General features: G+C 64.1%; 20 protein-coding genes and 2 pseudogenes. 6 read left to right on the forward strand and 16 right to left on the reverse strand.

Annotated features, from left to right (window positions below):
• Positions 1 to 30 precede the first annotated feature (30 nt).
• Positions 31 to 810 (forward strand): enoyl-CoA hydratase-related protein, encoded by a 780-nt coding sequence (locus EJO71_RS07445; RefSeq protein WP_125948593.1) that lies wholly within the window; start codon positions 31 to 33, stop codon positions 808 to 810.
• Positions 811 to 849: 39 nt separating this feature from the next.
• Complete coding sequence (locus EJO71_RS07450) at positions 850 to 1,656, forward strand: SDR family oxidoreductase (RefSeq protein ID WP_125948592.1); 807 nt, start codon at positions 850 to 852, stop codon at positions 1,654 to 1,656.
• Positions 1,657 to 1,987: 331 nt separating this feature from the next.
• Here the strand turns inward: EJO71_RS07450 and EJO71_RS07455 are convergent, their stop codons facing one another.
• The 12 genes and pseudogenes from EJO71_RS07455 to EJO71_RS07510 form a co-directional block, all read right to left on the reverse strand.
• Positions 1,988 to 3,607, reverse strand: coding sequence for an AMP-binding protein (locus EJO71_RS07455; RefSeq protein ID WP_125948591.1), 1,620 nt, complete (start codon positions 3,605 to 3,607; stop codon positions 1,988 to 1,990).
• 13 nt (positions 3,608 to 3,620) lie between these two features.
• Positions 3,621 to 5,933: a molybdopterin-dependent oxidoreductase gene (locus EJO71_RS07460; protein ID WP_125948590.1), complete on the reverse strand. Its 2,313-nt coding sequence runs from the start codon at positions 5,931 to 5,933 to the stop codon at positions 3,621 to 3,623.
• 17 nt (positions 5,934 to 5,950) lie between these two features.
• Complete coding sequence (locus tag EJO71_RS07465) at positions 5,951 to 7,399, reverse strand: MFS transporter (RefSeq protein WP_164546794.1); 1,449 nt, start codon at positions 7,397 to 7,399, stop codon at positions 5,951 to 5,953.
• Between the two features lie 152 nt (positions 7,400 to 7,551).
• The gene (locus EJO71_RS07470; protein ID WP_062469655.1) at positions 7,552 to 7,962 is read right to left on the reverse strand and encodes a RidA family protein; all 411 of its coding nucleotides are present in this window, start codon (positions 7,960 to 7,962) and stop codon (positions 7,552 to 7,554) included.
• Between the two features lie 22 nt (positions 7,963 to 7,984).
• Positions 7,985 to 8,827, reverse strand: coding sequence for a phytanoyl-CoA dioxygenase family protein (locus EJO71_RS07475; protein WP_062469658.1), 843 nt, complete (start codon positions 8,825 to 8,827; stop codon positions 7,985 to 7,987).
• A 332-nt stretch (positions 8,828 to 9,159) separates the two neighbouring features.
• Positions 9,160 to 9,849, reverse strand: a complete 690-nt coding sequence (locus tag EJO71_RS07480) for a TetR/AcrR family transcriptional regulator (RefSeq protein WP_125948588.1) — start codon at positions 9,847 to 9,849, stop codon at positions 9,160 to 9,162.
• A 130-nt stretch (positions 9,850 to 9,979) separates the two neighbouring features.
• Positions 9,980 to 10,912: an MBL fold metallo-hydrolase gene (locus tag EJO71_RS07485; RefSeq protein ID WP_070064098.1), complete on the reverse strand. Its 933-nt coding sequence runs from the start codon at positions 10,910 to 10,912 to the stop codon at positions 9,980 to 9,982.
• Positions 10,913 to 11,295: 383 nt separating this feature from the next.
• A pseudogene (locus EJO71_RS07490) lies at positions 11,296 to 11,733 on the reverse strand (NAD(P)/FAD-dependent oxidoreductase); the annotation flags it as partial.
• Between the two features lie 694 nt (positions 11,734 to 12,427).
• Positions 12,428 to 12,790, reverse strand: a complete 363-nt coding sequence (locus EJO71_RS07495; protein ID WP_070059545.1) for an Hsp20/alpha crystallin family protein — start codon at positions 12,788 to 12,790, stop codon at positions 12,428 to 12,430.
• A gap of 63 nt (positions 12,791 to 12,853) precedes the next feature.
• Positions 12,854 to 13,291: an Hsp20/alpha crystallin family protein gene (locus tag EJO71_RS07500; RefSeq protein WP_124458528.1), complete on the reverse strand. Its 438-nt coding sequence runs from the start codon at positions 13,289 to 13,291 to the stop codon at positions 12,854 to 12,856.
• 49 nt (positions 13,292 to 13,340) lie between these two features.
• Entirely contained in the window at positions 13,341 to 13,676 is a 336-nt protein-coding gene (locus EJO71_RS07505; RefSeq protein ID WP_124458529.1) for a hypothetical protein, read from the reverse strand.
• A 260-nt stretch (positions 13,677 to 13,936) separates the two neighbouring features.
• Positions 13,937 to 14,143: pseudogene (locus tag EJO71_RS07510) on the reverse strand (hypothetical protein); the annotation flags it as partial.
• A gap of 706 nt (positions 14,144 to 14,849) precedes the next feature.
• On the opposite strand from EJO71_RS07510, the gene EJO71_RS07515 reads away from it, so the two are divergent.
• Positions 14,850 to 15,686 (forward strand): alpha/beta hydrolase, encoded by an 837-nt coding sequence (locus tag EJO71_RS07515; RefSeq protein ID WP_124458530.1) that lies wholly within the window; start codon positions 14,850 to 14,852, stop codon positions 15,684 to 15,686.
• A gap of 99 nt (positions 15,687 to 15,785) precedes the next feature.
• On the opposite strand, the gene EJO71_RS07520 is transcribed toward EJO71_RS07515, so the two are convergent.
• From EJO71_RS07520 to EJO71_RS07530, 3 genes are read right to left on the reverse strand one after another with little or no spacing between them, the layout of a single operon-like run.
• Entirely contained in the window at positions 15,786 to 16,469 is a 684-nt protein-coding gene (locus tag EJO71_RS07520) for a type 1 glutamine amidotransferase domain-containing protein (protein WP_124458569.1), read from the reverse strand.
• A gap of 16 nt (positions 16,470 to 16,485) precedes the next feature.
• On the reverse strand, positions 16,486 to 17,424 hold the full coding sequence (locus EJO71_RS07525) for an NAD-dependent epimerase/dehydratase family protein (RefSeq protein WP_125948586.1): 939 nt from the start codon (positions 17,422 to 17,424) through the stop codon (positions 16,486 to 16,488).
• Positions 17,425 to 17,461: 37 nt separating this feature from the next.
• Positions 17,462 to 18,310, reverse strand: coding sequence for an acetoacetate decarboxylase (ADC) (locus EJO71_RS07530; protein ID WP_124458532.1), 849 nt, complete (start codon positions 18,308 to 18,310; stop codon positions 17,462 to 17,464).
• Positions 18,311 to 18,532: 222 nt separating this feature from the next.
• Here EJO71_RS07530 and EJO71_RS07535 point away from each other — a divergent pair, with 222 nt between their 5' ends.
• The 3 genes from EJO71_RS07535 (at position 18,533) to groL (ending at position 21,694) form a co-directional block, all read left to right on the forward strand.
• On the forward strand, positions 18,533 to 19,051 hold the full coding sequence (locus tag EJO71_RS07535) for a MerR family transcriptional regulator (protein WP_124458533.1): 519 nt from the start codon (positions 18,533 to 18,535) through the stop codon (positions 19,049 to 19,051).
• 668 nt (positions 19,052 to 19,719) lie between these two features.
• The gene (locus EJO71_RS07540) at positions 19,720 to 20,010 is read left to right on the forward strand and encodes a co-chaperone GroES (protein WP_007835162.1); all 291 of its coding nucleotides are present in this window, start codon (positions 19,720 to 19,722) and stop codon (positions 20,008 to 20,010) included.
• A gap of 31 nt (positions 20,011 to 20,041) precedes the next feature.
• Positions 20,042 to 21,694 carry a chaperonin GroEL gene (groL, locus tag EJO71_RS07545; protein WP_125948585.1) on the forward strand — a complete coding sequence of 551 codons (1,653 nt, stop codon included), beginning with the start codon at positions 20,042 to 20,044 and terminating at the stop codon, positions 21,692 to 21,694.
• A 160-nt stretch (positions 21,695 to 21,854) separates the two neighbouring features.
• Here groL and xylB read toward each other — a convergent pair whose 3' ends face one another.
• The gene (gene xylB, locus EJO71_RS07550) at positions 21,855 to 23,321 is read right to left on the reverse strand and encodes a xylulokinase (protein ID WP_125948584.1); all 1,467 of its coding nucleotides are present in this window, start codon (positions 23,319 to 23,321) and stop codon (positions 21,855 to 21,857) included.
• Positions 23,322 to 23,343 lie beyond the last annotated feature (22 nt).

Here is a 23,343-nt window from a genome sequence, read left to right on the forward strand (position 1 = left end):
GAACCGAAAGAGAAGAGAAAGAGAACCCGAATGACTGCTCCTGTCGTGCTCGAACGCGACGGCCATGTGGCCGCCATCGTGCTGAACCGTCCCGAACAATCCAACGCCATCGACCCGGACGCGGCGCAGGCGTTGATCGGGTGCATCGATACGGTGGCGGCCGATGCGTCGGTCCGCGCCGTGGTGCTGCGCGCTACAGGCAGGCATTTCTGCGCCGGCGGCAGCATCGCGTTCTTCGATCAGGCCGGCGCGGCGCTGCCGGCGCTGCTGGAGCAATTCATCGGTCCGCTCCACGCCGCCATCCACAAGCTGGCGACGCTGCCGGTGCCGGTGATCAGTGCCGTCAACGGGCCGGTCGGCGGCGGCGGCATCGGCCTCGCGCTGTGCGCAGACATCGTGCTGGCCGCCGAATCGATGAAACTGCGCGGCGGCTACTCAGCCCTTGGGCTCACACCGGACGCCGGTTCCTCGTGGCTACTGGCGCGCCGTGCCGGCGCAGCACGCGCCAAACAAATCTTTTTCACGAACGCCCCGCTGTCGGTACAGCAATGCCTGGCGTTCGGCATCGTCGACGAGATCGTCCCGGACGAAAAATTGGCGGCCCGCACGACAAGCCTCGCCCGTACTCTTTCGCAGGGCGCGACGGGCGCGCTCGCGCGCATCAAGCGGCTGGTCGACGGAGCGAACGAACGGTCGCTGCTGGAGCAACTCGACATGGAGCATCGGCTGATGGTCGAGGCAGCCGCATCGGTCCATGTGGCCGAGGGCATTGCCGCTTTCCGGGAGAAGCGCGCCCCGCGCTTTACCTGACGGCCTGTCCGGCTCTACGCAATCGCTGAAAGATACTCCATGCAAATGAACCTCGATTTCCACGGCCGCCATGTCTTCGTTTTCGGTGGCACCACCGGCATCAACTTCGGCATCGCGCAGGCCTTCGCACGGCAGGGCGCCGCCGTGACCGTCGCGAGCCGCAAGCAGGAGAACGTCGACAACGCCTGCCGAACGCTTTCCGACGTCGGTGGCCCGGTACATGGCGCGTGTGCCGACGTGCGCGATTTCGACGCGGTCGGCCGCGCGTTCGAGAGCGCGGTCGGACGATTCGGGCCGGTGGATGTACTCGTCTCGGGAGCGGCCGGCAACTTCCTGTGCGCGGCGCGGGACATGTCGTCGAACGGCTTTCGCGCGGTGGTCGATATCGATCTCGTCGGCACCTTCCATGTGCTGCGCCAAGCGCACGCACACCTGCGCAAGCCCGGCGCGGCAGTGATCAACATCACCGCGCCGCAGTCCTTCGTTCCGATGCGCTACCAGGCCCATGCCTGCGCAGCCAAGGCCGGCGTTGATCAGTTGACGCGAGTGCTGGCGCTGGAATGGGGCGGCGAAGGTATTCGCGTCAACTCCATCTCGCCCGGCCCGATCGAAGGCACGGAGGGTTTCAGGAAGCTGATGGCGCCAACGCCGGAAGACCACGCCGCCGCGCGCGGCCACGTGCCGCTGCAACGCTTCGGCTCGCTCGATGACATCGCCAACCTCGCGCTATTCCTAGCTTCGCCCTATGCAAGCTACATCTCGGGTGCGCTGATCCCCTGCGATGGGGGTGGGGCCATCGAAAGCGTCAAGCCTGCGCTCGAGGCCGCGAGCCAAGCCGGCCTGTAGGCGGCAAGCACCGAGATAACACATCCGCCGACGCGGGACTCCCGATGTCTTCAGGTCGATGAAGCGAACGCCGATACTTCACGCGCCAAAGGCATCGTAGGCTGTTTCTAGCCGCGGCCACTATCGACGCCGCGGCGCGTGTCTGTACAAGACATCCAAGTTCGAACCGTAGGGTTTCGACAATGCGCTGCACCAGCAGACTGAGCCCTTCAGTGTCCGTCGGACACCGATAGAAGTCGGCACCTTCCGCACCAATCTCGCGCGCGGTGCGGCAATGAGGGCCGAATGTCAGAGCGCCGGACTACGCTCTGGAGCAGACACACTCACGACATCATTCGACGTCTTTCAGCAAACGTCGCAGCACCTTCCCCGCTCCCGCGGTCGGCAGTGCATCCAGGAAACGCACATGCCTGGGCGCCTTGTACGGTGCCATGTTGTCTCTGCACCAGACGATCAACTCATCGGCGGCCAGTTCGGTTCCCGCCTTCTTCACGACAAAGGCTTTCACTACCTCGCCTTTGTCCACGTCCGGCTGTGCGACCACCGCCACTTGGGAAATGGCCGGGTGCTTGATCAGAATGGTCTCGACTTCCTCGGGGAACACCGGATACCCCGACACCTTGATCATTTCCTTGAAGCGCCCCATGAAGGTGAGATAGCCATCGGCGTCCATGCGCCCCATGTCGCCGGTGTGCACCCAGCCGTCGCGCAACGTGGCGGCGGTAGCTTCGGGGTTGTTGAAGTAGCCCTTAAAAACGCCGGGACTGGTCAGCACGATCTCTCCCTGCTCGCCCGCTGCCAGCGCATCGCCGGTGTCCGGGTCGAGGATGCGTATCACCACCCCCGGCACCGCCAAGCCCACCGTGCCCCAACGGATGGCGTTGGTCGGCATGTAGGTGTCGCAGCTATGGGTTTCCGACAAACCGTAGGCAGCCTCGCGCGCATGGGCGTTCGGAGCGAAGCTCTTCCACTGCAGGGCCAGCGCTTCGGTGAAGGCGATGCCGAAGCTGGTGACTGTGTTCTTGCTCAGGCTGGACAGATCGAATCGGGTGATATCGGGCTGCTGCATGCAGGCCGCGTTCATGGGTGCGATGCTGTACCACGCCGTGATTCGGTAGCGGTCGATGGCCTGCAGCGTGGCACGCGGCTCGAAACGATGCAGCAGCACGGCGGTGTCTCCGCAGAGCACCGGTACGTTCACGCCGGTCAACATACCGGCGACGTGGTACATCGGTGCGACGCATAGCTGTGTGTCATCCCGCTCCACCCCCATGGCGAAGGCCGAAGTACGCGTCTTGTACAGCGCATTGCCATAGGTGAGCATCGCGCCCTTGGGCAGCCCCGTGGTGCCTGACGTGTAGAGCATCAGCGCCAGATCATCCATGTCCAGTTCGACGGAGGCGGGTCTGGCGCTGCCGGACATCACGGCCAGAAAGTCTTCGCAGTCCGTCGGCACAACGCGCGCGTCTTCACGCGCCGTACTCAGTTCGGCGGGCAGGTCCAGTGTCGGCTGCGCGGGCAGCAGGTCGGCATAGTGCACTATGAACACGTGCGCCAGCGTGCTCACTGGCTTCACCTTCTGCACCACCGGCAAGAGGGCCGCTGCCGCCACGATCACCCGCGCGTTCAGGTCGTTCACCTGATAGGCCAGTTCATGCTCCTTGTTCAGCGGTCCGTTGGGGCACACGACGGCACCGATCTTCTGAATGCCGTAGTGCGCTACGACGTACTGCGGGCAATTGCCGAGGAACAGCACCACCGGATCGCCCTTCTTCACGCCAAGGGCCTGCAGGCGGGCGGCGAAGGCATCGCTGGCACGATCCAGGTCGGACCAACTCAGCACGGTGCCGTACCAAACCAGGGCAGCGGCATCGGGCCGTTCTCGCGCATGCATGCGCAGGTACTCGTGCAGGGGCTGGATCGGGCAGGCGGGCAGGGCTGTTTTCACCATGTCGATACTCTCTTTATGTCTTGGGGATGATGGCCGGCGGATCGAAGCAGGTCGTCGCCGGCGGTACGCCGGCGAAGCGCTCGATCTCGACGAGGCATGAATTGGCCGTGCTGCCCTGCGCGATCTCCGAAGTTCCGAAGTCGCGCGTGAGTACATTGGCGTTGCCATGCTTGTCGAGGGAGATGCCGTCGCCGTCTTCCGGCGACAGGTCCAGCCAGGCGCCGGTGGCCATCTGCAGCACACCCGGGATCACAGCATCGGAAACCACCGCCCCCGCAAGGCAGCTGCCTCGCGTGTTGAACACCCGGACGATCATCCCGGTCTCGATGTTCCGGCTTGCCGCATCGACCGGGTGAATCCGTATCGGCTCCCGCTCGGAGATCTTCAACTTCCGGCTGTGCGGCGCGTGGTCGTACTGGCTGTGCAGCTTGGAGCTCGGCTGGTTCGACAGCAGGTGCAAGGGAAACGCCTGCGCCTGGGTCGCGCCCAGCCATTCTTGCGGCTCGATCCAGACCGGATGCCCCGGCTGCCCCTCTATGCCGAAGTCGCGGATGGTCTGCGAGAAGAGTTCGATGCGGCCCGACGGCGTGCGCAAAGGCTTGCCAACCGGGTCATGGATGAACTCCGAGAAGACCGCCGCGGACTCCTGCGTCGGCACCTCGACCATTCCCTTCGCCCAGAACTCATCGAACGTCGGAAGCTTCAGGCCCTGCTCGTCGCCTTGCTCCTTGATCTGCGCATAGAACGAGCGCAGCCAATCCTCCTCCGTCTTCCCCCCCGTGAATTCTTCGAGGCATCCCAGCCGGGTGGCGAGCTCGGAGAAGACCTCGTAGTCGTTCCGCGCATCCGCATGGGGTTTCGCATGCGCTGCGGAGGCGATGACAAAAGGATCGCTGCTGGTGCCCACGATGTCGTTTCGCTCGTACGCCACGGTGGTGGGAAACACGATGTCTGCATGCTTGGCCGTCGCCGTCCACCAGGGCTCGTTGACGATGATGGTTTCCGGCACCGCCCATGCCTTGCGAAGACGGTTCAAGTCCTGATGGTGATGAAAGGGGTTACCCCCCGCCCAATAGATCAGCCGTGTGTCGGGGTAAGTGAGCGTTTGGCCGTTGTAGCGAAACGACTGCCCCTTGTTGAGCAGCATGTCCGCGATCCGGGCCACGGGGATAAACGAAGACACGGGGTTCCTGCCCTGCGGCAGTGCGGGAATCTTCACCGTGATCGACTCAAGACCGATGCCGTTGACGGCGGCATAGCCGAAGCCGAATCCACCGCCCTCCAGACCGATCTGGCCGATCATCGACGCCAGCACGACCGTCATCCAGTACGGCTGCTCCCCGTTCTCGGCCCGCTGTACAGACCACGACATAGTGATCATGGTCCGGTGCCGCGCCATATCGCGCGCCAGCTGCGCGATTTCCTGCGCCGGCACGCGGCAGATGGATGATGCCCACTGCGGTGTCTTCGCAATGCCGTCGGACAGTCCCAGCAGGTAGGCACGGAACTGGTCGTAGCCGACCGTGTACCGGGCCAGGAATGACCGGTTCGCGAGGTTCTCGGTTTCCAGCACGTAGGCCAGCCCCAGCATCAGCGCCACATCGGTTTGCGGACGGATGGGCACCCATTCGCAGGGCACGCTTGTGTCGTCCCGGATCGGGCTTATCGAGACCAGGCGCACACCCGCCTGAGCGAGCTGCCCGAGCGTGTCGCGATAGCGATGCCGTGTGACGCCACCGGCATTCACCTGCGCGTTCTTTTCCGGCAGCCCCCCGAAGGTGACCAGCAGCCGGGTGTGGCCGATCATGGACTTGAACGAGGTGTGCCGACCCGCGAGGCTGTGCATCGAGCCGACCACGCGCGGGATGATCACCTCCCCGGCGCCGTAACTATAGGAGTTGATCGATCGCGTATAGCCGCCTAGCAGGTTCAGGAAGCGATGGATCTGGCTCTGCGCATGGTTGAACCGGCCGGCACTGGCCCACCCGTAGGAGCCGCCGAAGATCGCCGTATTGCCGTGCGTCGCGCGCACCCTGTCCAGCTGCGCGGCGGCCATGTCGAGCGCGGTCTTCCAGTCGACCTCGACGAAGGGCTCGCGCCCGCGGCCCGCACCGCTCGCACGATGCTGCTTCTCGAGGAACGATTGCCGGACAGCGGGCGCGGCCACCCTCGGCCCCGTGTGCGAGCCGTCCAGGCCCTCCCAGACCGGCGCCGGCGCGGGATCGCCCGACCAGGACCGGATGCCGGACACCCTCCCCTGGTTCACGGACACGCTATAGGTGCCCCAGTGCGTGGAGACCACGCGGTTCTCTTGGACAGGCAGCATGAACGGCTCCTGCGGACTCAGGCTGCCGCCCGGCTGGAGGCCAGCGGCGGCGGCGCCTCGCCCTGCCCTCGGCCGAGTTCTTCATCGGCCACGGCTTCCAGCGAACGGTTAGTGGTGCGCGGGCCGAACAGCAGCACGGGGATGGCGAAGACGATGTAGATCGCGGCAGCCGTCCACGTCACATACTTCAAGCCACCTGCGGACACCAGTGCCGCGCCCATCACGCCGGAGACCGCGCCGCCGACCCGGGCCCCCGACATCACGATGCCGTTGCCCAGGGCGCGCAACTGCGTGGGCATCGTCTCGGGGATGTAGGTGTAGTAGGCATTGAGGACGAATCCGGCGAAGACGGTGAGGATGCCGCCGATGATGGATACAGCCCAGTAGCCGGTGGACATGCCCAAAGCTGCCAGAGTGAGCGCCGCGAACACGGACATGAAGAGGATGGTGTTCTTGCGCTCCCAGCGATCCAGAAATCGCATGGCGAGGAAAGGCATGGCGCCGTAGACCACGGTCCAGATGAACAGGATGAAATACGCGTCCTTCTGCGCGTACTTGAGGTCGTACACCAGTGCGTAGATGCTCCAGTTCGCCCAGGTGTAGTACGCGAGGTAGACCCCGAAATAGGAAACGAAGAGCACGGCCAGGTTGCGTAACACGGACCTGTTCTGGAACAGGTCGCGCAACGTCGGCTGCGCTGCGGCGTACGGTACAGCCGACACCTGGGGCGTGGCGAGCGGGCCCTGGCGCAGCGCACGCGCTTCCAGCCGGCTGACGATCTTCTCGGCGCGGTCGACTTGTCCGCGTGCCACGCACCAGCGCACCGACTCCGGCAGGCAGAAGTGCACCAGCGGGGCGATCAGCAGACCGATGCCGCCTGCGAGGAACAGGTGACGCCAGGTGTCCGGCCCGCCGGTCGGCAGGTAGAACATGGCCAGCGCCGCCGCAAGCACTGCCGCAGCAGTGAGCCCCATCGTCACGACCGACAGGAAGCGCCCGCGCGCGCCGCTTGGAAACATCTCGGAGACGTAGACCAGCAGCACCGACGTGGCCGCCTGCACTCCGAGGCCGGTGATGAAGCGGGAGCCCAGGATCAGTTCGTACCCGGGCACGAAGGCGGTCGCCACCACGCCGAGCGAATACATGACCGTGCCCCACACCAATACCGGGCGACGCCCCCATCTGTCCGAGAGCCAGCCGCCGACGAGCGCGCCGATCACCATGCCTACGTAGAAGGCGCTGCTGATGAAGCCGATCTGCTCGGTGCTCATGCCGGTGTGCGCCTTGATGGTCGGACTGGCATAGGCAAAGATGGCGTTGTCGTAGTACTCCAGCATCATGTTGAGCGCCAGCAGAGCGGCCCAGACGTAATGCAGCCGCATCGTGGGCAGGCGGTCGAATCGCGCCAGCAAGAACGAAGGGGCGATTCCGGCAGAGGTTGGCCTCGTCTCGTCAATACGGTTCATCATTTGTCTCCATCAGCGTTTCATCTGTTGTCTGGTTTTGTGCTGTGCCGCCACGCCCACGGAACACGCGGACGCAGCCATCCCCCGCATGCGGGGCGATGCGCTCTTCGTGGAAAGGCCGCGGCTGATGCCCGCGGCCTGCAGGCCGGGGCCTAGTCTGCGCCGCAGCCGACCACAGCGACCGCGCGGACCTCGACCAGGTACGCCGGGTGGGCCAACTGGGTCACGCCCACCCCGGTCCACGACGGGTAGCGGTCGGGCAGGAACTCGTCCTTGACCTTGGCGAACGCCTGGATGTCCGGGCCTTGCATGTCCATGTGGAAGGTCATGATCTCGACGACATCGGCCAGTGTGGCGCCGGCCTCCTCGAGGACGGCTTTGAGGTTCTGGAATGCCAGCCGGGCCTGCGCGGCCATGCCCTGGCCGGGCTTGCCCGTCGCCACGTCGAAACCGACCTGGCCGGACACCCAGACCATGTCGCCCACACGGGTGGCCGACGAGAAATGCAGCTGGTCGTAGTGCTTCGCCTTGACGGACGCGGGGTTGATCATTTGTCGCTTCATGGTGGTGGTACTCCTGGTGATGTCAGATGCCGGCAACCTGGCGGAAGATGGGCGAGCGGAACGAATCGCCCTGGCTGAAATGAGCCATTTCCTTGCGAAAGAGCGGACCGACGCGGGCATAGCTCGGCTTGCAAGTGGGCAGTTCCCGAAAGGTGGCGTCATCGCCGAAGAAGCGCATCACCAGGGTGTGACGGGTGGGGCAGCCGGCGTCGACCGGGGCGCCGCCGTGCAGCGAACGCGGGTGCAGGAACACGATGTCACCGGGGTCGATGTCGAAGGAGACGATGTCCCACGACGTAGGGTCACGCGCCAAGTCCTTGTCGATGTGCGGCAGGCGGGGGTAGGTGCCGTCGCCGTAGAGCGGATCCGTCGGATCGTCGGCGCTCATGAAGCTGGCGCCGTCGTACTGGATGCCCAGGTGCGAACCGCGCACGATCTCCAGCGAGTTCCTCTTGGGAATCTTCTGGAAGGTGATCCAGGCGTTGCCCCAGTGGCGGCCGGCCCAGGGCAGATTGGCCGTGTCCTGATGCCAGGGACCACGACCGCTCTTGCCTCCTTCCTTGGCGAAGATCTCCTCGGCGAAGTACCAGACGTTCTCCGAGCCCCACAGCTCCTGGAAGATCTGCCCGAAGGGCAGCGACGCTGCCAGTTCGTCCAGCTTGGCCTTGGCCTCGGGGTTGGCATTGTCGATATGGGTCTCCAGCGCAGTCCCGTTCAGGCCCCGGTAGACGTGGGGACCGGGGTTGGCCATGTCCCACTTGAAGGCGTCGTAGCACCGGGCCAGTTGGGTTTCGTCGAGACAGTTCTTGAAGACGGTGGCACCGTCGTTGCGGAACTGGTCGCGCATCTCGGGGGTGGTCAGCATGGTGAGGCTCCTTTGTGATCGGGCAGCAGAAATTTCCTTGCCCTGAATGCCTCACTGTAGCCATCCATCCAATTTTACACAACAGTCGTTCTGTTAATGAAATCCCATATTTACATGACACTCGTTGTGTAATATTTAGACCCCCTAAGGGGAAACGAAGCTGACGCGAGGAAAGCTGTTGCCAGAACATGACGGCCACGACTGCACCGCAGCGAGGGGTCGCTGCGAATTCTCGTGTCGGGTATCAGGGGCAATCGGCCCCCACGGCACCATCGCGGCCGGCGCCGAAGCGACGCGCAGCATCGCTGCGCGCGCAGAGATGACAGTGCGGCCTAGCCGGCGTTCGCGCTGCGCGATCCGGGTGCGGGTTGCACGCCAGATGCCGGAGCGATCAGGACGCCTATAGCGTCGATGAGCGCCCGGATCCGCTTGGAAGTGAAGCGCTTGGGCTCGACGGGATACATCAGCATCCAGCCGTCCCCCATCGCGCTGAGTTGATCGGCAAGCAGGTCGGCCGGAATGTCGCAGCGAACGCTCCCTTGCTCCTGCGCTTCCTTGAGGATCGACGTCTGGATTTTGCGAAATTGCGCATAGCGCCGGGCGATCACCTCGGCGAATGCGGGCTCATACCGCCCCTGCGCCAGCAACTCAGAAGTCGCAGGCCAGAACCGTGTGTTGCGCTCGTTCAGCTGCAGCCAGTGTTCGAAGAGCAACCGGATGTCACCCTTTTCCCGGACCGACTCCAGCATGGCATCGAAGCGATCGAACGCGCTTTCCAGCAACGCGACGATGAGCTCCTCCTTGTTTGCGAAGTAGTACGTCACGGCACCGGTCGAGTGCCCGGCGTACTGCGCGACCGTGCGCAGCGATGCCTTCGCATAGCCTTCCCGTGCGATCACCGATGCCGCAGCCCTGAGCAACTCCTTGCGCTTGATTTCGGGGTCGCCGGCGGGGCGCCCCCTTGTCGGCGTCTGCCCACGCTCCCCGGCGCCGTGCGCTGGCTTGGTCTTCTTATCTGACATCGTTGAGGTCATCCACGAACAACTTGCACATCCATATCCATTCCTCGTGGACCGAAGCGATCGGTTTCGTCGGCCAAGATCCCACGGTACTCAGTTTAGTAGGCGCCCATGGGCACCACGAAGACTGCCATCAAGCGGTGCGATAGACACCCCGCCCGTCGACCTGCACCTGCCCGTCGGCCAGCAACTCGACCAGGTGTTGCGAGATGGTGCGGGTCTCCGCATCGACCACCCAGGGGCTTTCATAGCCCGGCGGATACAGCATCCGATGCTGGGCCAGCTGCGCCAGCGTCTTTGGCGATTCGCGCAGCAGGTCCAGCAGCCGCTGCGCGCGCTCGTCGAACTTGGCGGCGAAGGCCGCGAGATCGCGCAGAAATCGCTCTCTCTCGGTGTACACGCCACGGTGGTGCGAGGTGACCCACACCTTGGCCGGAATGTCCGGCAGCCGCGCCAGACTGCGGCGGAAATCCCGCAAGCTGGAGCCGGCGTCGCCGTAGTAGGGACCGAAGCCGGTCAAGTCGATGTCGCCGATGAATGCAACGCCCTCCGGCTCGACCAGCAGCACGGTGTGGCCGGCCGTGTGGCCGGGCATGTGAAAGGCCCGGATGCCCGTCCGGCCCAGGTCCCACCTCGCACCGTCCACGTAGCCTCTTGCATCAGGTCGCGGAGCATAGAAGAAGTCGCGTTGGAACTTGGCGAGCATGTCTTGGATGACGGCCGGATCGGTCATGCCGAAGGCTTTGAGCATGCCGTCCCAACCTTGCGCCGCAGGCAAGTCTGCTTCGTGCACATGCACCGCCGCGGCGGGCAGACGGTGCAGCCCAGCCATGTGGTCTTCGTGCACATGCCCCATGACCACCAACTCGGTGGCGTCGAACTCGGGACCGATGTGGTTGGCAACGATCGGCGTATCGAAAGCGGCGCGCGTATCGGTGCCACGTATGAGCACTTGGTTGCCATCGGGATACTTGCCATTCTTCTCGCCGAAGAAAACCGAGACGCGGCCAAAATCAATGCGGCTGACGGCAGTTAAAGGATCGGTTTGGTGGAAGACAGCGCTCATGCTGCCTCATTCCTGGTCATGCCGAACAGCCGATCGATGCATCTCATCCCTCTGCAAAGAGGCAATGTCCCATTCTCTTGGTCCCACCGCATGCCCCTTCTCCCCTGCATGGCAACTATCGAAGTGAAGCGACCTCGACGAGGGCAGCTTCGCTCCCAGTGGAATCTCCCGTCTGATGCTTGCATGGCGCGACCTCCCAACTCAAAGCAAAAAGTCAAAGACTAGCAAATCACATGATTTTTTACAACGATCGTTTTGCGAATGCATGAGCGACGAACAAGGCCGCCGATGCGCCACAGCGGGATCAGACCAAGGGCCGGTCTTCTCCGCGGAACGAGCAAGACCACAGCCCCACGGGTTCCGGCTTCCTATGAATTTCCTATCTAGTCCAATCGCACTGAAGGGCGCAGTCGTGCATTCAGCAGGTCCACCAGCCACAGCAGGCTGCCTCGAGCGAAGCCATGCAGCCTGGCCTGATGGCTCCGATACAGCAGCACGTGGCTGAGCTGGGCCAAACGTCCTTTGAAGGTCACACCTTTGAACATGCCCGTTTTTCCCAGCGAACCATAGGCGTCGTAATCGGCCAAGGAAACCAGGGCACCGAAGTCGGTGTGGCTGAAATCCGGCACCTGCGTGCAGTACTCAAGCGCAGCAGGCAGGTGACGAATCAGGTGCTGCGCCTGCTGATGCGCCACCTGTGCTGTGGGCGGCAACGGCAGATCACCGCCGATAGGCACTAGGCTCGCGCAGTCGCCGACAGCATAAATGGAAGGATCGAGCGTTGTCTGCAGCGAGGGACGCACCAGCAACTGGTTGCTTCGGTTATCGGAGGGTTCGGTTGCGACGCACAGCAGACGTTCAGCGGGCCACACTGACAGCAACCTGTCTGGAGGGGGCGTACACGAAGGACAGCTATGCAGCGATTGCAGACATCGCCTGCGAAGCGACCGACGTCTGCTTTAAGCTCGATCGCACTCTCACGAGTCCTGTGGAAGGAGCCGCGACACCGACTACCCGGCGACAGCGCTAGAAAGACCGATCCACGCGGAATGCGGGCCCCTTTATCGCACGCGCGGCATCGCAACTGGCCGTCGGACGAGTGAGAAGAGACCGCGACTGCTTTCGCTGGATCAGTCTTTGGCATTGCGCCCGCCGCACTGTTCTCGGAGCACATCCGCGAACTCGTGCCACCATGCCACCGATACGTCAGGGTGCGGCCGGCAATCACGATAGGGCCGGAGAGCGCCCACAGGGACTGCTGCGCCTACGGGCCGACGCTGCTTCGTGCGCGGCCCGTGCGTGGACTTGGCGCGATGGCCGGCCACAAAGGAGCACAAGAATGCAGACTAGGCTCAGCGGTCTGCATGCCGCAAGAGCGGGCGTTCGTTCCCTCACCCGTGGCTGCAGCCGAACGCAACGCCCGCGCCCGCCGGCGGGCGCGGGCGCGGCACGATTTGCCGGCTGTGCGGGTTGACGTCCACTCGAGAGCGCCTTCGGGCGCCCTCGCCTTACGGTTCATCCGACTTCAACATTGATTCGCCGCGGCTTGGCGTGCTCGGCCTTGGGGATACGCAGTTTCAACACGCCCTGCGCCAGCTCGGCGGACACCTTCTCGGTGTCCAGTTCCTTGCTGAGCGTGAAGACGCGGCGAAACCGACCCAGGCCGACCTCGGTGTGGCTGGTCTTCAGGTCATCCGGCACGCTCAGGCCCGACTCCGCCTCGATGGTCAAGGTCTCCGCCTCGACATGAAGATTCAGCTTGTCGCGCGACACACCGGGCAGATCGGCGTAGAGCGTGATGCCCCCGGCGTCTTCCACCACGTCGACAGGTGGCGTGAGGGCCGCGCCCTGATAGCGTGGCGCCTGCCCACGATCCATGGGCTCCGGCTCGCTGGGCGATGCGGTCTGTACGTCATTGCTCATGATGTTCATCTCCTTGTTTCACTGGACGGCGATGCGCCGTGGCTGTGCCGAGGCCCGGCGGCGGACCGTGATGCGCAGTACACCGTCGCGCAGCCGGGCCTCGACGGCCTCCGGATCGGCATCGTCCGGCAGCGTGAGGACACGGCGAAACGGCCCCTCGAAGCGCTCGTTGATGTGCACGGCCGACTTGGCCTGCGCATCGGGAAGCAGGCTCTTGCGCTCGCCCGCGATGGTCATGAGACCACGCTCGAGGTTGATCTCCAGCGTGGCCGGGTCGACGCCGGGGGCGAACGCGAAGATCTCCAGCGCCTGCGGCGTGGCGCCCACGTTCAACGCGGGAAATCCGTTGCTGCCGTAGCCGCGAATGGTGGGTGACAGATCGAACGCCTGCTGCATGTCCCGTTGCAGGCGATCCATTTCGGCCAGCATGTCGCGCGGGAAGAAAGATCGGTACATGGGAAACCTCCTGTCAAATCAATTGAACCTGAACAGAATCGAGCTGCCCTCACTGGGGCAGGCCGTGCGTGCCCGTCGGCCGCGCAGCGCCATCGCTGTCCGCGCGGTGCCGTGCAAAGATCCGGGAGGGTCGCTGTCGCCAGCGCGCGGTGCGCGACTGCGGGTACGAGAATTTCGCCAACTCCTCGCGCCCCTTCTGCGTGATGGCCAGCACCTGGGCGGCCGAAGGGGAGCCAGACAGCGTGGGCGAGTTCGAGGGCGCGGGGATCAGGGCAACGACGAGCCCGGCGGCCCGAAGCACCCGCACCTGATCGATGTCCGCGGTGCGATAGAACGAGACAGGCAAGCGAGAGCCGGCAATTTGCTTGAGCAAGTTCATGGCCATTGAATACCTCCTTTTCGGTTGACCAATTTCCGACGCAAGCGAACATAGGAGCCTCCAAATCGATTTTCAAGAGGCGTTTTCCGACACCCGCGCGAAACGCAGGCCGACACGAAAAAAGCCCGGCCGCACGCGACCGGGCTGAGGTTTACAGCAAGTCCGCGGTGGTGCCGCGGGGACAAAAATCTACCGCGCCGCGCCGGCGCAGGCATGTCAGACAACTTCTGATCCTTGAACGCCAGCGCAATGGCCGGACCGACGCGCTAACGCGCCTGGGCGCGTCGATTCCGCAGAGCGCGTTCGAGCAACATCAGCGCGAACAACTCGCTGCGAAAGTGGATGCCGAGCCGACCGAATGCACGGTCGCGGCAGGTCTTGACCGTGGGCAACGCCAGCCCCATGTCCGCGGCGAGGCCCTTCTGCGTCATACCGAGCAGCCGCAGGCACACTTGGAGCTCCTGGGTGGTCAGCGCTAGGCACAGCCCCAGCAACCGGCCGCGCAGTTCGTCGGCAGCGTGCGCGCGAGGGCGATGTGCCATCAGCGTGCGCTCAGCGACGCGCAACTGGCAGACTTCGGCGCCGTGGGGCGCCTGCTAATGGCGCTGACCGTGCGGCAAAGCCAGAGCGTAGACACTGAAGAGGCTCTCGGGCAGCGGTTGCAAATCTTCCGCCAGCAGCGATGTGCTGCGGCCCAGAAGATAACCGGCTAGTCGCGTCAGCGGGCGCAACCTCTGGCCGAGACCGCAGAGTTCGCGTGCGCTGCGCGTAGCACCAGTCCGCCCACGGCCACGACGCCTGCGATACATCCGCCCCAGAGAACCCGGAGGGCGGATCTCGGGGGCATCCCTGCCGTTCGGCTTTTAGACGCGAGTGGCCGAGATCAGTCTGAAGCACGCATACCACGATGGGCGGGTGCGGCAGGAGGCCAGACCATGGTGTCTCAGCTGCTCGGGCGACTGCAGAGCGCTGCGTACATGTGACGATCAGTGTCTCGGAGAAATCGGGCAGGTCAGGCCCAATCTCATCTAATGTGGAATCGCGTTGACATTCAAGTCCACTTCAGGCTTATCTTTGCGGGCGACTTGGCAATCATCGCGGGTGTCCACAGACCCTCCGCTATCACCTGACCAAGTCGAAACACCCTCTCAATCTTCTGCAACGCAAGGAGCCAAGACCATGACGTACGTGACGACCAAGGACGGAGTCGAGATCTTCTACAAGGATTGGGGGCCGAAAGATGCGCAGCCCCTGGTGTTCCATCACGGCTGGCCCCTCAGTGCGGACGATTGGGACGCGCAATTGCTGTTCTTTGTCTCCAAAGGATTTCGGGTCATTGCGCACGACCGCCGCGGCCACGGCCGGTCGACGCAGGTGAGCGAAGGGCATGACATGGATCATTACGCAGCCGATGCGTCCGCCGTCGTGGAGCATCTGGATCTGAAGAACTCGGTCCATATCGGCCACTCCACCGGCGGCGGTCAGGTCGCGCGCTACGTCGCGAAGCACGGACAACCGCAGAAGCGCGTCGCCAAGGCCGTGCTGATCAGCGCGGTGCCGCCGTTGATGGTGAAAACGGGCAGCAACCCCGACGGCACGCCGGTCGAAGTGTTCGATGGCTTTCGCGCTGCGCTGGCGGCCAATCGGGCTCAGTTCTTCATCGACGTTCCAGCGGGCCCGTTCTACGGGTTCAATCGCCCGGGTGCCAAGGTCTCGCAGGGGGTCATCGACAACTGGTGGCGCCAGGGCATGATGGGCAGCACCAAGGCCCACTACGAGGGCATCAAGGCGTTCTCGGAGACCGACCAGACGGAAGACCTGAAGGCCATCGAGGTGCCGACGCTCGTCATGGCGGGCGACGACGACCAGGTCGTTCCCTACAAGACCGGCGCGCTGCTGCAAGCCAAGCTGATCAAGAACAGCGAACTCAAGATCTATCCCGGGTTCTCGCACGGCATGTGCACGGTGAACGCGGAGGTCATCAACGCCGACCTGCTGGCTTTCATCCGCGCATGAGCCTCGCTTCAACCTGAATCCGGCATCGCGGGCGTTCGCGAGGTTATGCGAGCGCCCGTGCGCACCCGCTTCAGTGCGCGCCGCAAACCTCGAAGCGGCTCAGAGCAGCGCCACGACCCTTTCGGCCGTCACCTTGGCCGACTGCGGGTTCTGGCCAGTCACCAGTCGGCCGTCCACGACTGCCTTGGGGACGAACGGCAACAGGGCTTTCTCGAACCTCGCACCGCGCCGCTTCATCTCCTCCTCGGCGTTGTAGGGCACCTGCTTCGCGACCCCGGCGAGGACTTCCTCAGTCCACGAAAAGCCCGTGAGCCTGCGCCCGGCGACCAGCAGCGAGCCGTCGGACAGCCTGGTGTTCAGCAGCCCGCAGTACCCATGACACACCGACGCGACGACACCGCCGCGCTCGTAGATGTCGCGCGTGAGGCGTTGCAGCTCCTCGTCGTCGGGGAAGTCGTACATCACCGCATGGCCGCCGGTGAAGTAGATCGCATCGAAGTCCTTGGGGTCGATCTCGTCGGGCCGGGCGGTGTTGGACAGCAGCGCCATGAAGGCCGGGTCCGCCAGCCAGCGCTTGGCAGACACATCGAGGTTGGGCCACTTGAGGGAACGCGGCTCCAGCGGCGACAGGCCACCCTTGACGCTGACGAGCCGCTGCTCATAGCCTTGCGCGGCAAAGATGTCGTAGGCGTGCGTGAGCTCCGACAGCCACAGGCCCGTAGGCTCGGCTGGGTCGTCGAAATGAGCCACGTTGGTCACGACGAGCAGGATGCGGCGGGTCATCGATGGCACCTTTCTTTCAGGCAGCTTGGCGGCGGGACTCGTTGCGGATCGACTCCAGCCCGCGTCGATACGTCGTCACTTCGAACTCGGGAAACCGGCGCTTGAACTTCGTGGAGTCGAAGAGATTGTCGCGCTCGTACCGCGGCAGCAGTTCGCGCAATTCGCGCACCTGGGTGGAGACCAGGCCCGCGGCTGTCAGCGTCCACCTGCCGAGCACCTTGTACGCGGCAGGCGTGCCGAAGACCTCCGCCGCCAGTGCAACGAACTGCCGGTAGGTGAGGCGATCGTCATCGCAGGGCAGGTGCCAGGTCTGCCCGAACGCATCAGGCGCATTGCCCAGGGCCGCCAGCGCGCGGCTGGCGTCGGGTGTCCAGATCAGCGTGCGGCGCGTGTCGTCGCGCACCGGCACTCGTGGCGCCTCGCCGGCCTTGAGCTTGTCGATGATCAGCGTGTTGGTGATGCTCTGCGTCTTGCCCGGACCGTAGAACTCGGGTGCCCGGCCGATGAGAACCGGAATGTCGCCCCGCGCCATCTCCTGCAGCACCATGGAGGCCATCTCGGCGCGCACCCGCCCCTTGCGGCCGACCGGTGCGAAGGGCGCGTCCTCGGTCAGCACGCGGTCGTCCTGCGGATACATGTAGGTGTTGTCGAAGTAGACGAACTTGGCACCTGCGGCGCGGGTGGCGGCCAGCGCGTTGCGCAGCATCAACGGGAACTGTGTCTCCCACAGCACGGTGTCGGGCGGCAGGCCAGCTGTGAAATAGACGATGCTGCTGCCTTTTACCGCCTCGGCTGCCTGCCCGGCATCGAGCAGGTCCGCGGGCGTAAGGATGTCGGTGTCGTTGACCTTTCGCGGACTGCGGCTCACGAGACGCAGGTCTCCCGCGGTCGTGCGCTGCAGTTCGCATGCGAGTTCCACGGCGATCTGGCCGGTGGCACCCAGGATGGTTTGCATGTTGGCTCCTCTGCTCAACGGGAAGACGGCCAGCGGGTCACAACGGCTTGGGCGAGTAGAGCGCGCTCTGGAACTCCGGCACGTACTCGTACTTCACCAGCTTGCCGAGCTTCAGCGCCTTGATGTAGGTCGACAGGCTGCCTTCGGTCAGCCCGAGCCTCACCGAGTCTGCGCTGGTGCTGCTGGCATGGCTGAGTTGGCGCGAGACGGCGTAGCCGGTCGTGAGCCGCCCCTTCTGGTCGATGTTGGTGAAGCTGTTCCTGACCATGGACTCCTTGCCGGACAGCTCATCGAGCTTGCGGGTTTCAAGGGTGACGTCCAATTGCCTGGTTTGCGCATCGAAGATTTCGACGACAACCGAGTTGCCGGTCTCCTCGTAGCGGATGTCCGTCAGCCACTTGGGCAGGTTGTAGCCCACCACGCCGCGTACGCGGGCCAGTTCCGTGTTCACGGGCAGCTTGAGAACGTAGCCCCAGAAGTCGTTGGACACCGACTGGCCGAGCAGCGTGAAAGGGCCGAAGCTGGAGGAGCCCGGCTTGCTGGTGACGACGGACAGGCCGATCTCGTTGTAGCTGTCGTTGTCGCAGTAGCGGTAGCTGTAGGCCGTGAGCGCGACCAGACCTCGGCCAGGCCAGACCTGCAGTGGCTGGACCTGCGCCAGCACCTCGGCCGGCATCAGCGACTTGAGCTGGTCCAGGTCCGCCGTGAAGATGGCGGTCACGCGGCTGTTCTTGTAATAGAAGTTCGGCGAATAGGACTCGAAGCCGATGTCCACCCGTTCCTTCTGGAGCTGCTTGAACCAGCTCATGTCGACATCCGGCGCCTCTGCCTCGACGACCGACAGCGGTGGATTCGAGCGATAGCGGTCATACAGTCCGCCTTTCATCACCGGGACCGGATGTCCGGCGATATCGATGGTCGTACTTTCCGGCTGATCTGTGGACACAGCGCCGGCGGCCCAGGAGGCCCCCGTGAACAGGCTGATGGCCACACCGACCGACGCTGCAAGAGTTCTGGCATTCATGGAATTCACCCGACAGATTGACAATGCCAGAACTCTAAGGTTAAAGTTAAGTTCAATGTCAAGCGACACTTCTTGGATGTCCAGATGAAGATCGGCGAACTGGCCAAGCGCACCGGTCTGGCAGCTTCACGCATCCGCTTCTACGAGAAGAGCGGCCTGCTCAGCACAGTCGAGCGCAGGGAAAACGGCTACCGCCAGTACGGGCCGGAGGCGCTCTGGATGCTGGAAATCATTGCCAGTGCCCAGAGTGCGGGCTTCTCGCTCGACGAAATTCGGAGCCTTCTGCCTGACTCCCAGGCGACGTGGCAGCACGACGCCCTGTTGGAAAGCCTGCAGCGCAAGGTTGCCGAGATCGAGCTGTTGCAACAGCGGCTGGCGCATAACAAGGCGCAGCTGATCGTGGCCATCGAGAGCATGAAGAAACGGCCCGAAGAAATGGCCTGCGCGGACCGGCCCAATTGGGTGCTGAACCAACTTCGAGAAACTGTAGCGCCGGCGTCCCATCCTTCGTCAAGCACCGACGCAACTGCGGTAGACGAGGCCGGTCGCGGGCCAATCGCCAGCGCCAAGCGCCGACTATCTGTTGGATTTCGCCGACCCTGACCCGAGGGAGATGCGAATAGAAACTTGGGCTGATTTCTACCAGCGGTCCCAGATGCTCTCGGTATTCGGCGGAAATGCCGGGTCAGGATTCCATGGAGATCAATAACCAATTTTCAATGGCGCACCAACCAAGGTCCAGAGGCGTTCCACAGCAATGATTCCAGCATTGCCCAAAGTCGGCTGCTGTTGTTAGCTGTCGTTCACGGCAACTTCTGCGACCGACAGCATTCAGTCTTTAAGCGGAAGCTGAGTCAAACGTGAGCGACCGATGAAGAATGAGGGCTGTATTTGGCTCTGCCCACACCCTATGGGCCACCTTTTCGGCGATCTCCCACGCCCCCCTTGGATCGAGTTTTATCCGGATAAATTTCAAATGAAGTTCGGTCGATCGGACGCCTAGGTATATCGCCCTGCTGTCTGCCACGACACCGCCCCCTTAAAAAGTACGGTCGTGCAGTTCCGAGTTAGCTGAGAAGAGTTCTGAGTTAGCTGAGAACCGACACCCTCGGCGCCGCCCCGCAGCCTTGAAACGTCATCGATTGCCCTTATGATTAGCACTCGCTGCTGATGAGTGCTAACAGGCTCTCGCTTCCAGTCGATGGGCTGCCGGTCTCCGGTCCGGCACCCGACCACAAACCCGTTTCTTATCCATACATCCAGGAGATGCAATGAAACTTCGTCCTTTGGCCGATCGCGTGATCGTCAAGCGTGTTGACAGCGAAACCAAGACCGCATCGGGCATCGTGATCCCCGACGCAGCCGCCGAGAAGCCCGATCAGGGTGAAGTCCTGGCCGTGGGCCCGGGCAAGCGCAACGACAAGGGCGAGCTGGCCGCACTGACCGTGAAGGTCGGCGACCGCGTCCTGTTCGGCAAGTACAGCGGCCAGACCGTCAAGGTCGGCGGTGACGAGCTGCTCGTCATGAAGGAAGACGACCTGTTCGCAGTCGTCGAGAAGTAATTCAACAGATCCCCATTCGGAGTAATAGAACATGGCAGCAAAAGACGTAGTCTTCGGCGGCGAAGCCCGCGCACGCATGGTCGAGGGTGTGAACATCCTCGCCAACGCAGTCAAGGTGACCCTGGGCCCCAAGGGCCGCAACGTGGTGCTCGAGCGCTCGTTCGGCGCCCCCACCGTCACGAAGGACGGCGTGTCGGTCGCCAAGGAAATCGAACTCAAGGACAAGCTGCAGAACATGGGCGCCCAGCTCGTGAAGGAAGTGGCCTCCAAGACCAGCGACAACGCCGGTGACGGCACCACCACCGCGACCGTGCTGGCTCAGGCCATCGTTCGCGAAGGCTTCAAGTACGTGGCCGCCGGCATCAACCCGATGGACCTGAAGCGCGGCATCGACAAGGCCGTGTCGGCCCTGGTCGAAGAGCTGAAGAAGGCTTCGAAGCCCACCACCACGTCGAAGGAAATCGCTCAAGTCGGCTCGATCTCGGCCAACAGCGACGAAACCATCGGCAAGCTCATCGCCGACGCGATGGACAAGGTCGGCAAGGAAGGCGTGATCACTGTCGAAGACGGCAAGTCGCTCGAAAGCGAACTGGACGTCGTCGAAGGCATGCAATTCGACCGCGGCTACCTGTCGCCCTACTTCATCAACAACCCCGAGAAGCAATCGGCGCTGCTCGACAACCCCTTCGTGCTGCTGTTCGACAAGAAGATCAGCAACATCCGTGACCTGCTCCCCACGCTGGAACAAGTCGCCAAGGCTGGCCGTCCCCTGCTGATCATTGCCGAAGAAGTCGAAGGCGAAGCCCTGGCTACGCTGGTCGTGAACACGATCCGCGGCATCCTGAAGGTCGTGGCCGTCAAGGCTCCTGGCTTCGGCGACCGTCGCAAGGCCATGCTGGAAGACATCGCCATCCTGACGGGCGGCAAGGTCATCGCTGAAGAAGTGGGCCTGACGCTCGAGAAGGTGACGCTGGCCGACCTGGGCCAGGCCAAGCGCATCGAAGTGGGCAAGGAAAACACGATCATCATCGACGGCGCCGGCGCCGCTGGCGACATCGAAGCCCGCGTGAAGCAAGTGCGCGTGCAGATCGAAGAAGCCACGAGCGACTACGACCGTGAAAAGCTGCAAGAGCGCGTGGCCAAGCTGGCCGGCGGTGTTGCAGTGATCAAGGTTGGCGCCGCCACCGAAGTCGAAATGAAGGAAAAGAAGGCTCGCGTCGAAGACGCCCTGCACGCTACCCGCGCTGCAGTGGAAGAAGGCGTCGTGGCTGGCGGCGGCGTGGCTCTGCTGCGTGCCAAGCAAGCCGTGGGCGACCGCGTCAAGGGCGACAACGCCGACCAGGACGCCGGCATCAAGCTGGTGCTGAAGGCCATCGAAGCTCCCCTGCGCGAAATCGTGAACAACGCCGGCGGCGAAGCCTCGGTGGTGGTGAACGCGGTTCTGGCCGGCAAGGGCAACTACGGTTTCAATGCCGCCAACGACACGTACGGCGACATGCTCGAGCTGGGCATCCTGGACCCGACGAAGGTCACCCGCACCGCACTGCAGAACGCCGCTTCGGTGTCCTCGCTGCTGCTGACGACCGAAGCCATGGTGGCTGACGCTCCGAAGGACGACGCTCCTGCCGGCGGCGGCATGCCCGACATGGGCGGCATGGGTGGCATGGGCGGCATGGGCATGTAATTGCTCGCCCCCAGGCTGCGCGGCACTTCGTGTCCGCTACGCCTACCCCCTACCGGGGGCGACACCTGCGGACCGGCGAAGCCGGATCCGCGGTGTCCCGCGAAATGAAAAAAGCCCGTCTGCGACGGGCTTTTTTTCATGGTCGTGGCAATCGTGCCGTTTACTGAAACTGGTCTCGCAGTGATTTGTACAGCGCCTGGAAGCGCGCGTGCCTTGTCCTGCGGGCGTCGGTGTCCTCGGTCGACGGCATCAACTGCTGCTTCACCGGCGGCAGCGTGCACACCTTTGCGACCTCGCCGCCATCGGCCAGCCATGCCAGCCGAGCCGCGCCCAGCGCCCCGCCGGTCTCGCTGCCCGCATAGAGCGTGAGCGTCACGCCGAAGATGTCGGCCAGCAGCTGTCCCCACCACACGCTGCGTGCACCACCGCCGACAAGCGCCATCTCGCGCAGCGGCATGTCGGCAGGCAGCCGCAGGGTGTCGAAGCCGTCGCGCAGGCCGAAGCTCACGCCTTCGACCACGGCGTAGGCGATCTCCGCCGGGCCGTGCGCATGCGTCAGACCGAACAGCACGCCCTGCGCGTTCGGGTTGTTGTGCGGTGAGCGTTCGCCCGAGAGGTACGGCAGGAAGAGCGGGCAACGCTCGCGCTGTGACGGCGAAACGCTCGCCGCCGCTTCGAGCAGCGCAGCCTCGTCGGCGAATCTGAAAGTCTTTGCAGCCCAGCTCACCGCGCTCGCGGCCGAGAGCATCACCGACATCTGGTGCCATCGCTTCGGCAGCGCATGGCAGAAGGCATGCATCGCCTGCGCCGGGTTCGGCAGGAAGCGGTCGGTCGACACGAACACCACGCCCGAAGTACCGAGCGAGACAAAGCCCTGCCCCGGTTCGACCAGCCCCATGCCGACCGCGCTGGCTGCGTTGTCGCCCGCACCACCCGCGATCTTCACGTCGTCGCGCAGGCCCCAGCGCGCCGCCAGTTCGGGCTTGAGCAACGCCGACACCTCGCTGCCCTCGACCAGCCGCGGCATGTGCGCACGCGTGAGCCCCGTGGCCGCGAGCAGCTCATCGGACCAGTCGCGCGCCCCCACGTCGAGCCACAGCGTGCCTGCCGCGTCCGACATCTCGCTGACCGCCTCGCCGCTGAGCATGAAGCGCAGCCAGTCCTTCGGCAGCAGCACGCGCGCGACGCGGCTGAAGACTTCAGGCTCATGCTCGCGTACCCACAGCAGCTTGGGCGCGGTGAATCCCGGCATCGCGAGATTGCCCGCGATCTCGCCCAGCCTCGGCACGGCGCGCGAAAGCGCCTCGCATTGCGCGCCGCTGCGGCCGTCGTTCCACAGGATCGCCGGTCGCAGCACCTCGCCCGCTTCGTCGAGCAGCGTTGCGCCATGCATCTGCCCCGAAAGGCCGATCGCGCGCACCGCTGCGAGTTCTTCGGGATGCGCCTTGCCGAGCGCACGCATCACCTCCTCGAGCGCATGCCACCACTGCTGCGGCGCCTGCTCCGACCACAGCGGATGCGGCCGTTCGACCGTGAGCGGCGCGCGGGCCACGCCCACGATGCGGTGATCGTCGGCGAGCAAGAGCGCCTTGAGCTCGGACGTGCCGAGGTCGAGTCCCAGATACAAGATGAGCCCCCTGGTTTTGTGT

The sequence above is a fragment of the Variovorax sp. 679 genome, assembly GCF_003952185.1.
Lineage (GTDB): Bacteria > Pseudomonadota > Gammaproteobacteria > Burkholderiales > Burkholderiaceae_C > Variovorax.

Bases quoted from the DNA above. Each gene is read 5' to 3' on its own strand.
- EJO71_RS07445 (WP_125948593.1), top strand. From the start codon at position 31: ATGACTGCTCCTGTCGTGCTCGAACGCGACGGCCATGTGGCCGCCATC.
- EJO71_RS07450 (WP_125948592.1), top strand. From the start codon at position 850: ATGCAAATGAACCTCGATTTCCACGGCCGCCATGTCTTCGTTTTCGGT.
- EJO71_RS07455 (WP_125948591.1), bottom strand. From the start codon at position 3,607: ATGGTGAAAACAGCCCTGCCCGCCTGCCCGATCCAGCCCCTGCACGAG.
- EJO71_RS07460 (WP_125948590.1), bottom strand. From the start codon at position 5,933: ATGCTGCCTGTCCAAGAGAACCGCGTGGTCTCCACGCACTGGGGCACC.
- EJO71_RS07465 (WP_164546794.1), bottom strand. From the start codon at position 7,399: ATGAACCGTATTGACGAGACGAGGCCAACCTCTGCCGGAATCGCCCCT.
- EJO71_RS07470 (WP_062469655.1), bottom strand. From the start codon at position 7,962: ATGAAGCGACAAATGATCAACCCCGCGTCCGTCAAGGCGAAGCACTAC.
- EJO71_RS07475 (WP_062469658.1), bottom strand. From the start codon at position 8,827: ATGCTGACCACCCCCGAGATGCGCGACCAGTTCCGCAACGACGGTGCC.
- EJO71_RS07480 (WP_125948588.1), bottom strand. From the start codon at position 9,849: ATGTCAGATAAGAAGACCAAGCCAGCGCACGGCGCCGGGGAGCGTGGG.
- EJO71_RS07485 (WP_070064098.1), bottom strand. From the start codon at position 10,912: ATGAGCGCTGTCTTCCACCAAACCGATCCTTTAACTGCCGTCAGCCGC.
- EJO71_RS07495 (WP_070059545.1), bottom strand. From the start codon at position 12,790: ATGGATCGTGGGCAGGCGCCACGCTATCAGGGCGCGGCCCTCACGCCA.
- EJO71_RS07500 (WP_124458528.1), bottom strand. From the start codon at position 13,291: ATGTACCGATCTTTCTTCCCGCGCGACATGCTGGCCGAAATGGATCGC.
- EJO71_RS07505 (WP_124458529.1), bottom strand. From the start codon at position 13,676: ATGGCCATGAACTTGCTCAAGCAAATTGCCGGCTCTCGCTTGCCTGTC.
- EJO71_RS07515 (WP_124458530.1), top strand. From the start codon at position 14,850: ATGACGTACGTGACGACCAAGGACGGAGTCGAGATCTTCTACAAGGAT.
- EJO71_RS07520 (WP_124458569.1), bottom strand. From the start codon at position 16,469: ATGACCCGCCGCATCCTGCTCGTCGTGACCAACGTGGCTCATTTCGAC.
- EJO71_RS07525 (WP_125948586.1), bottom strand. From the start codon at position 17,424: ATGCAAACCATCCTGGGTGCCACCGGCCAGATCGCCGTGGAACTCGCA.
- EJO71_RS07530 (WP_124458532.1), bottom strand. From the start codon at position 18,310: ATGAAAGGCGGACTGTATGACCGCTATCGCTCGAATCCACCGCTGTCG.
- EJO71_RS07535 (WP_124458533.1), top strand. From the start codon at position 18,533: ATGAAGATCGGCGAACTGGCCAAGCGCACCGGTCTGGCAGCTTCACGC.
- EJO71_RS07540 (WP_007835162.1), top strand. From the start codon at position 19,720: ATGAAACTTCGTCCTTTGGCCGATCGCGTGATCGTCAAGCGTGTTGAC.
- groL (WP_125948585.1), top strand. From the start codon at position 20,042: ATGGCAGCAAAAGACGTAGTCTTCGGCGGCGAAGCCCGCGCACGCATG.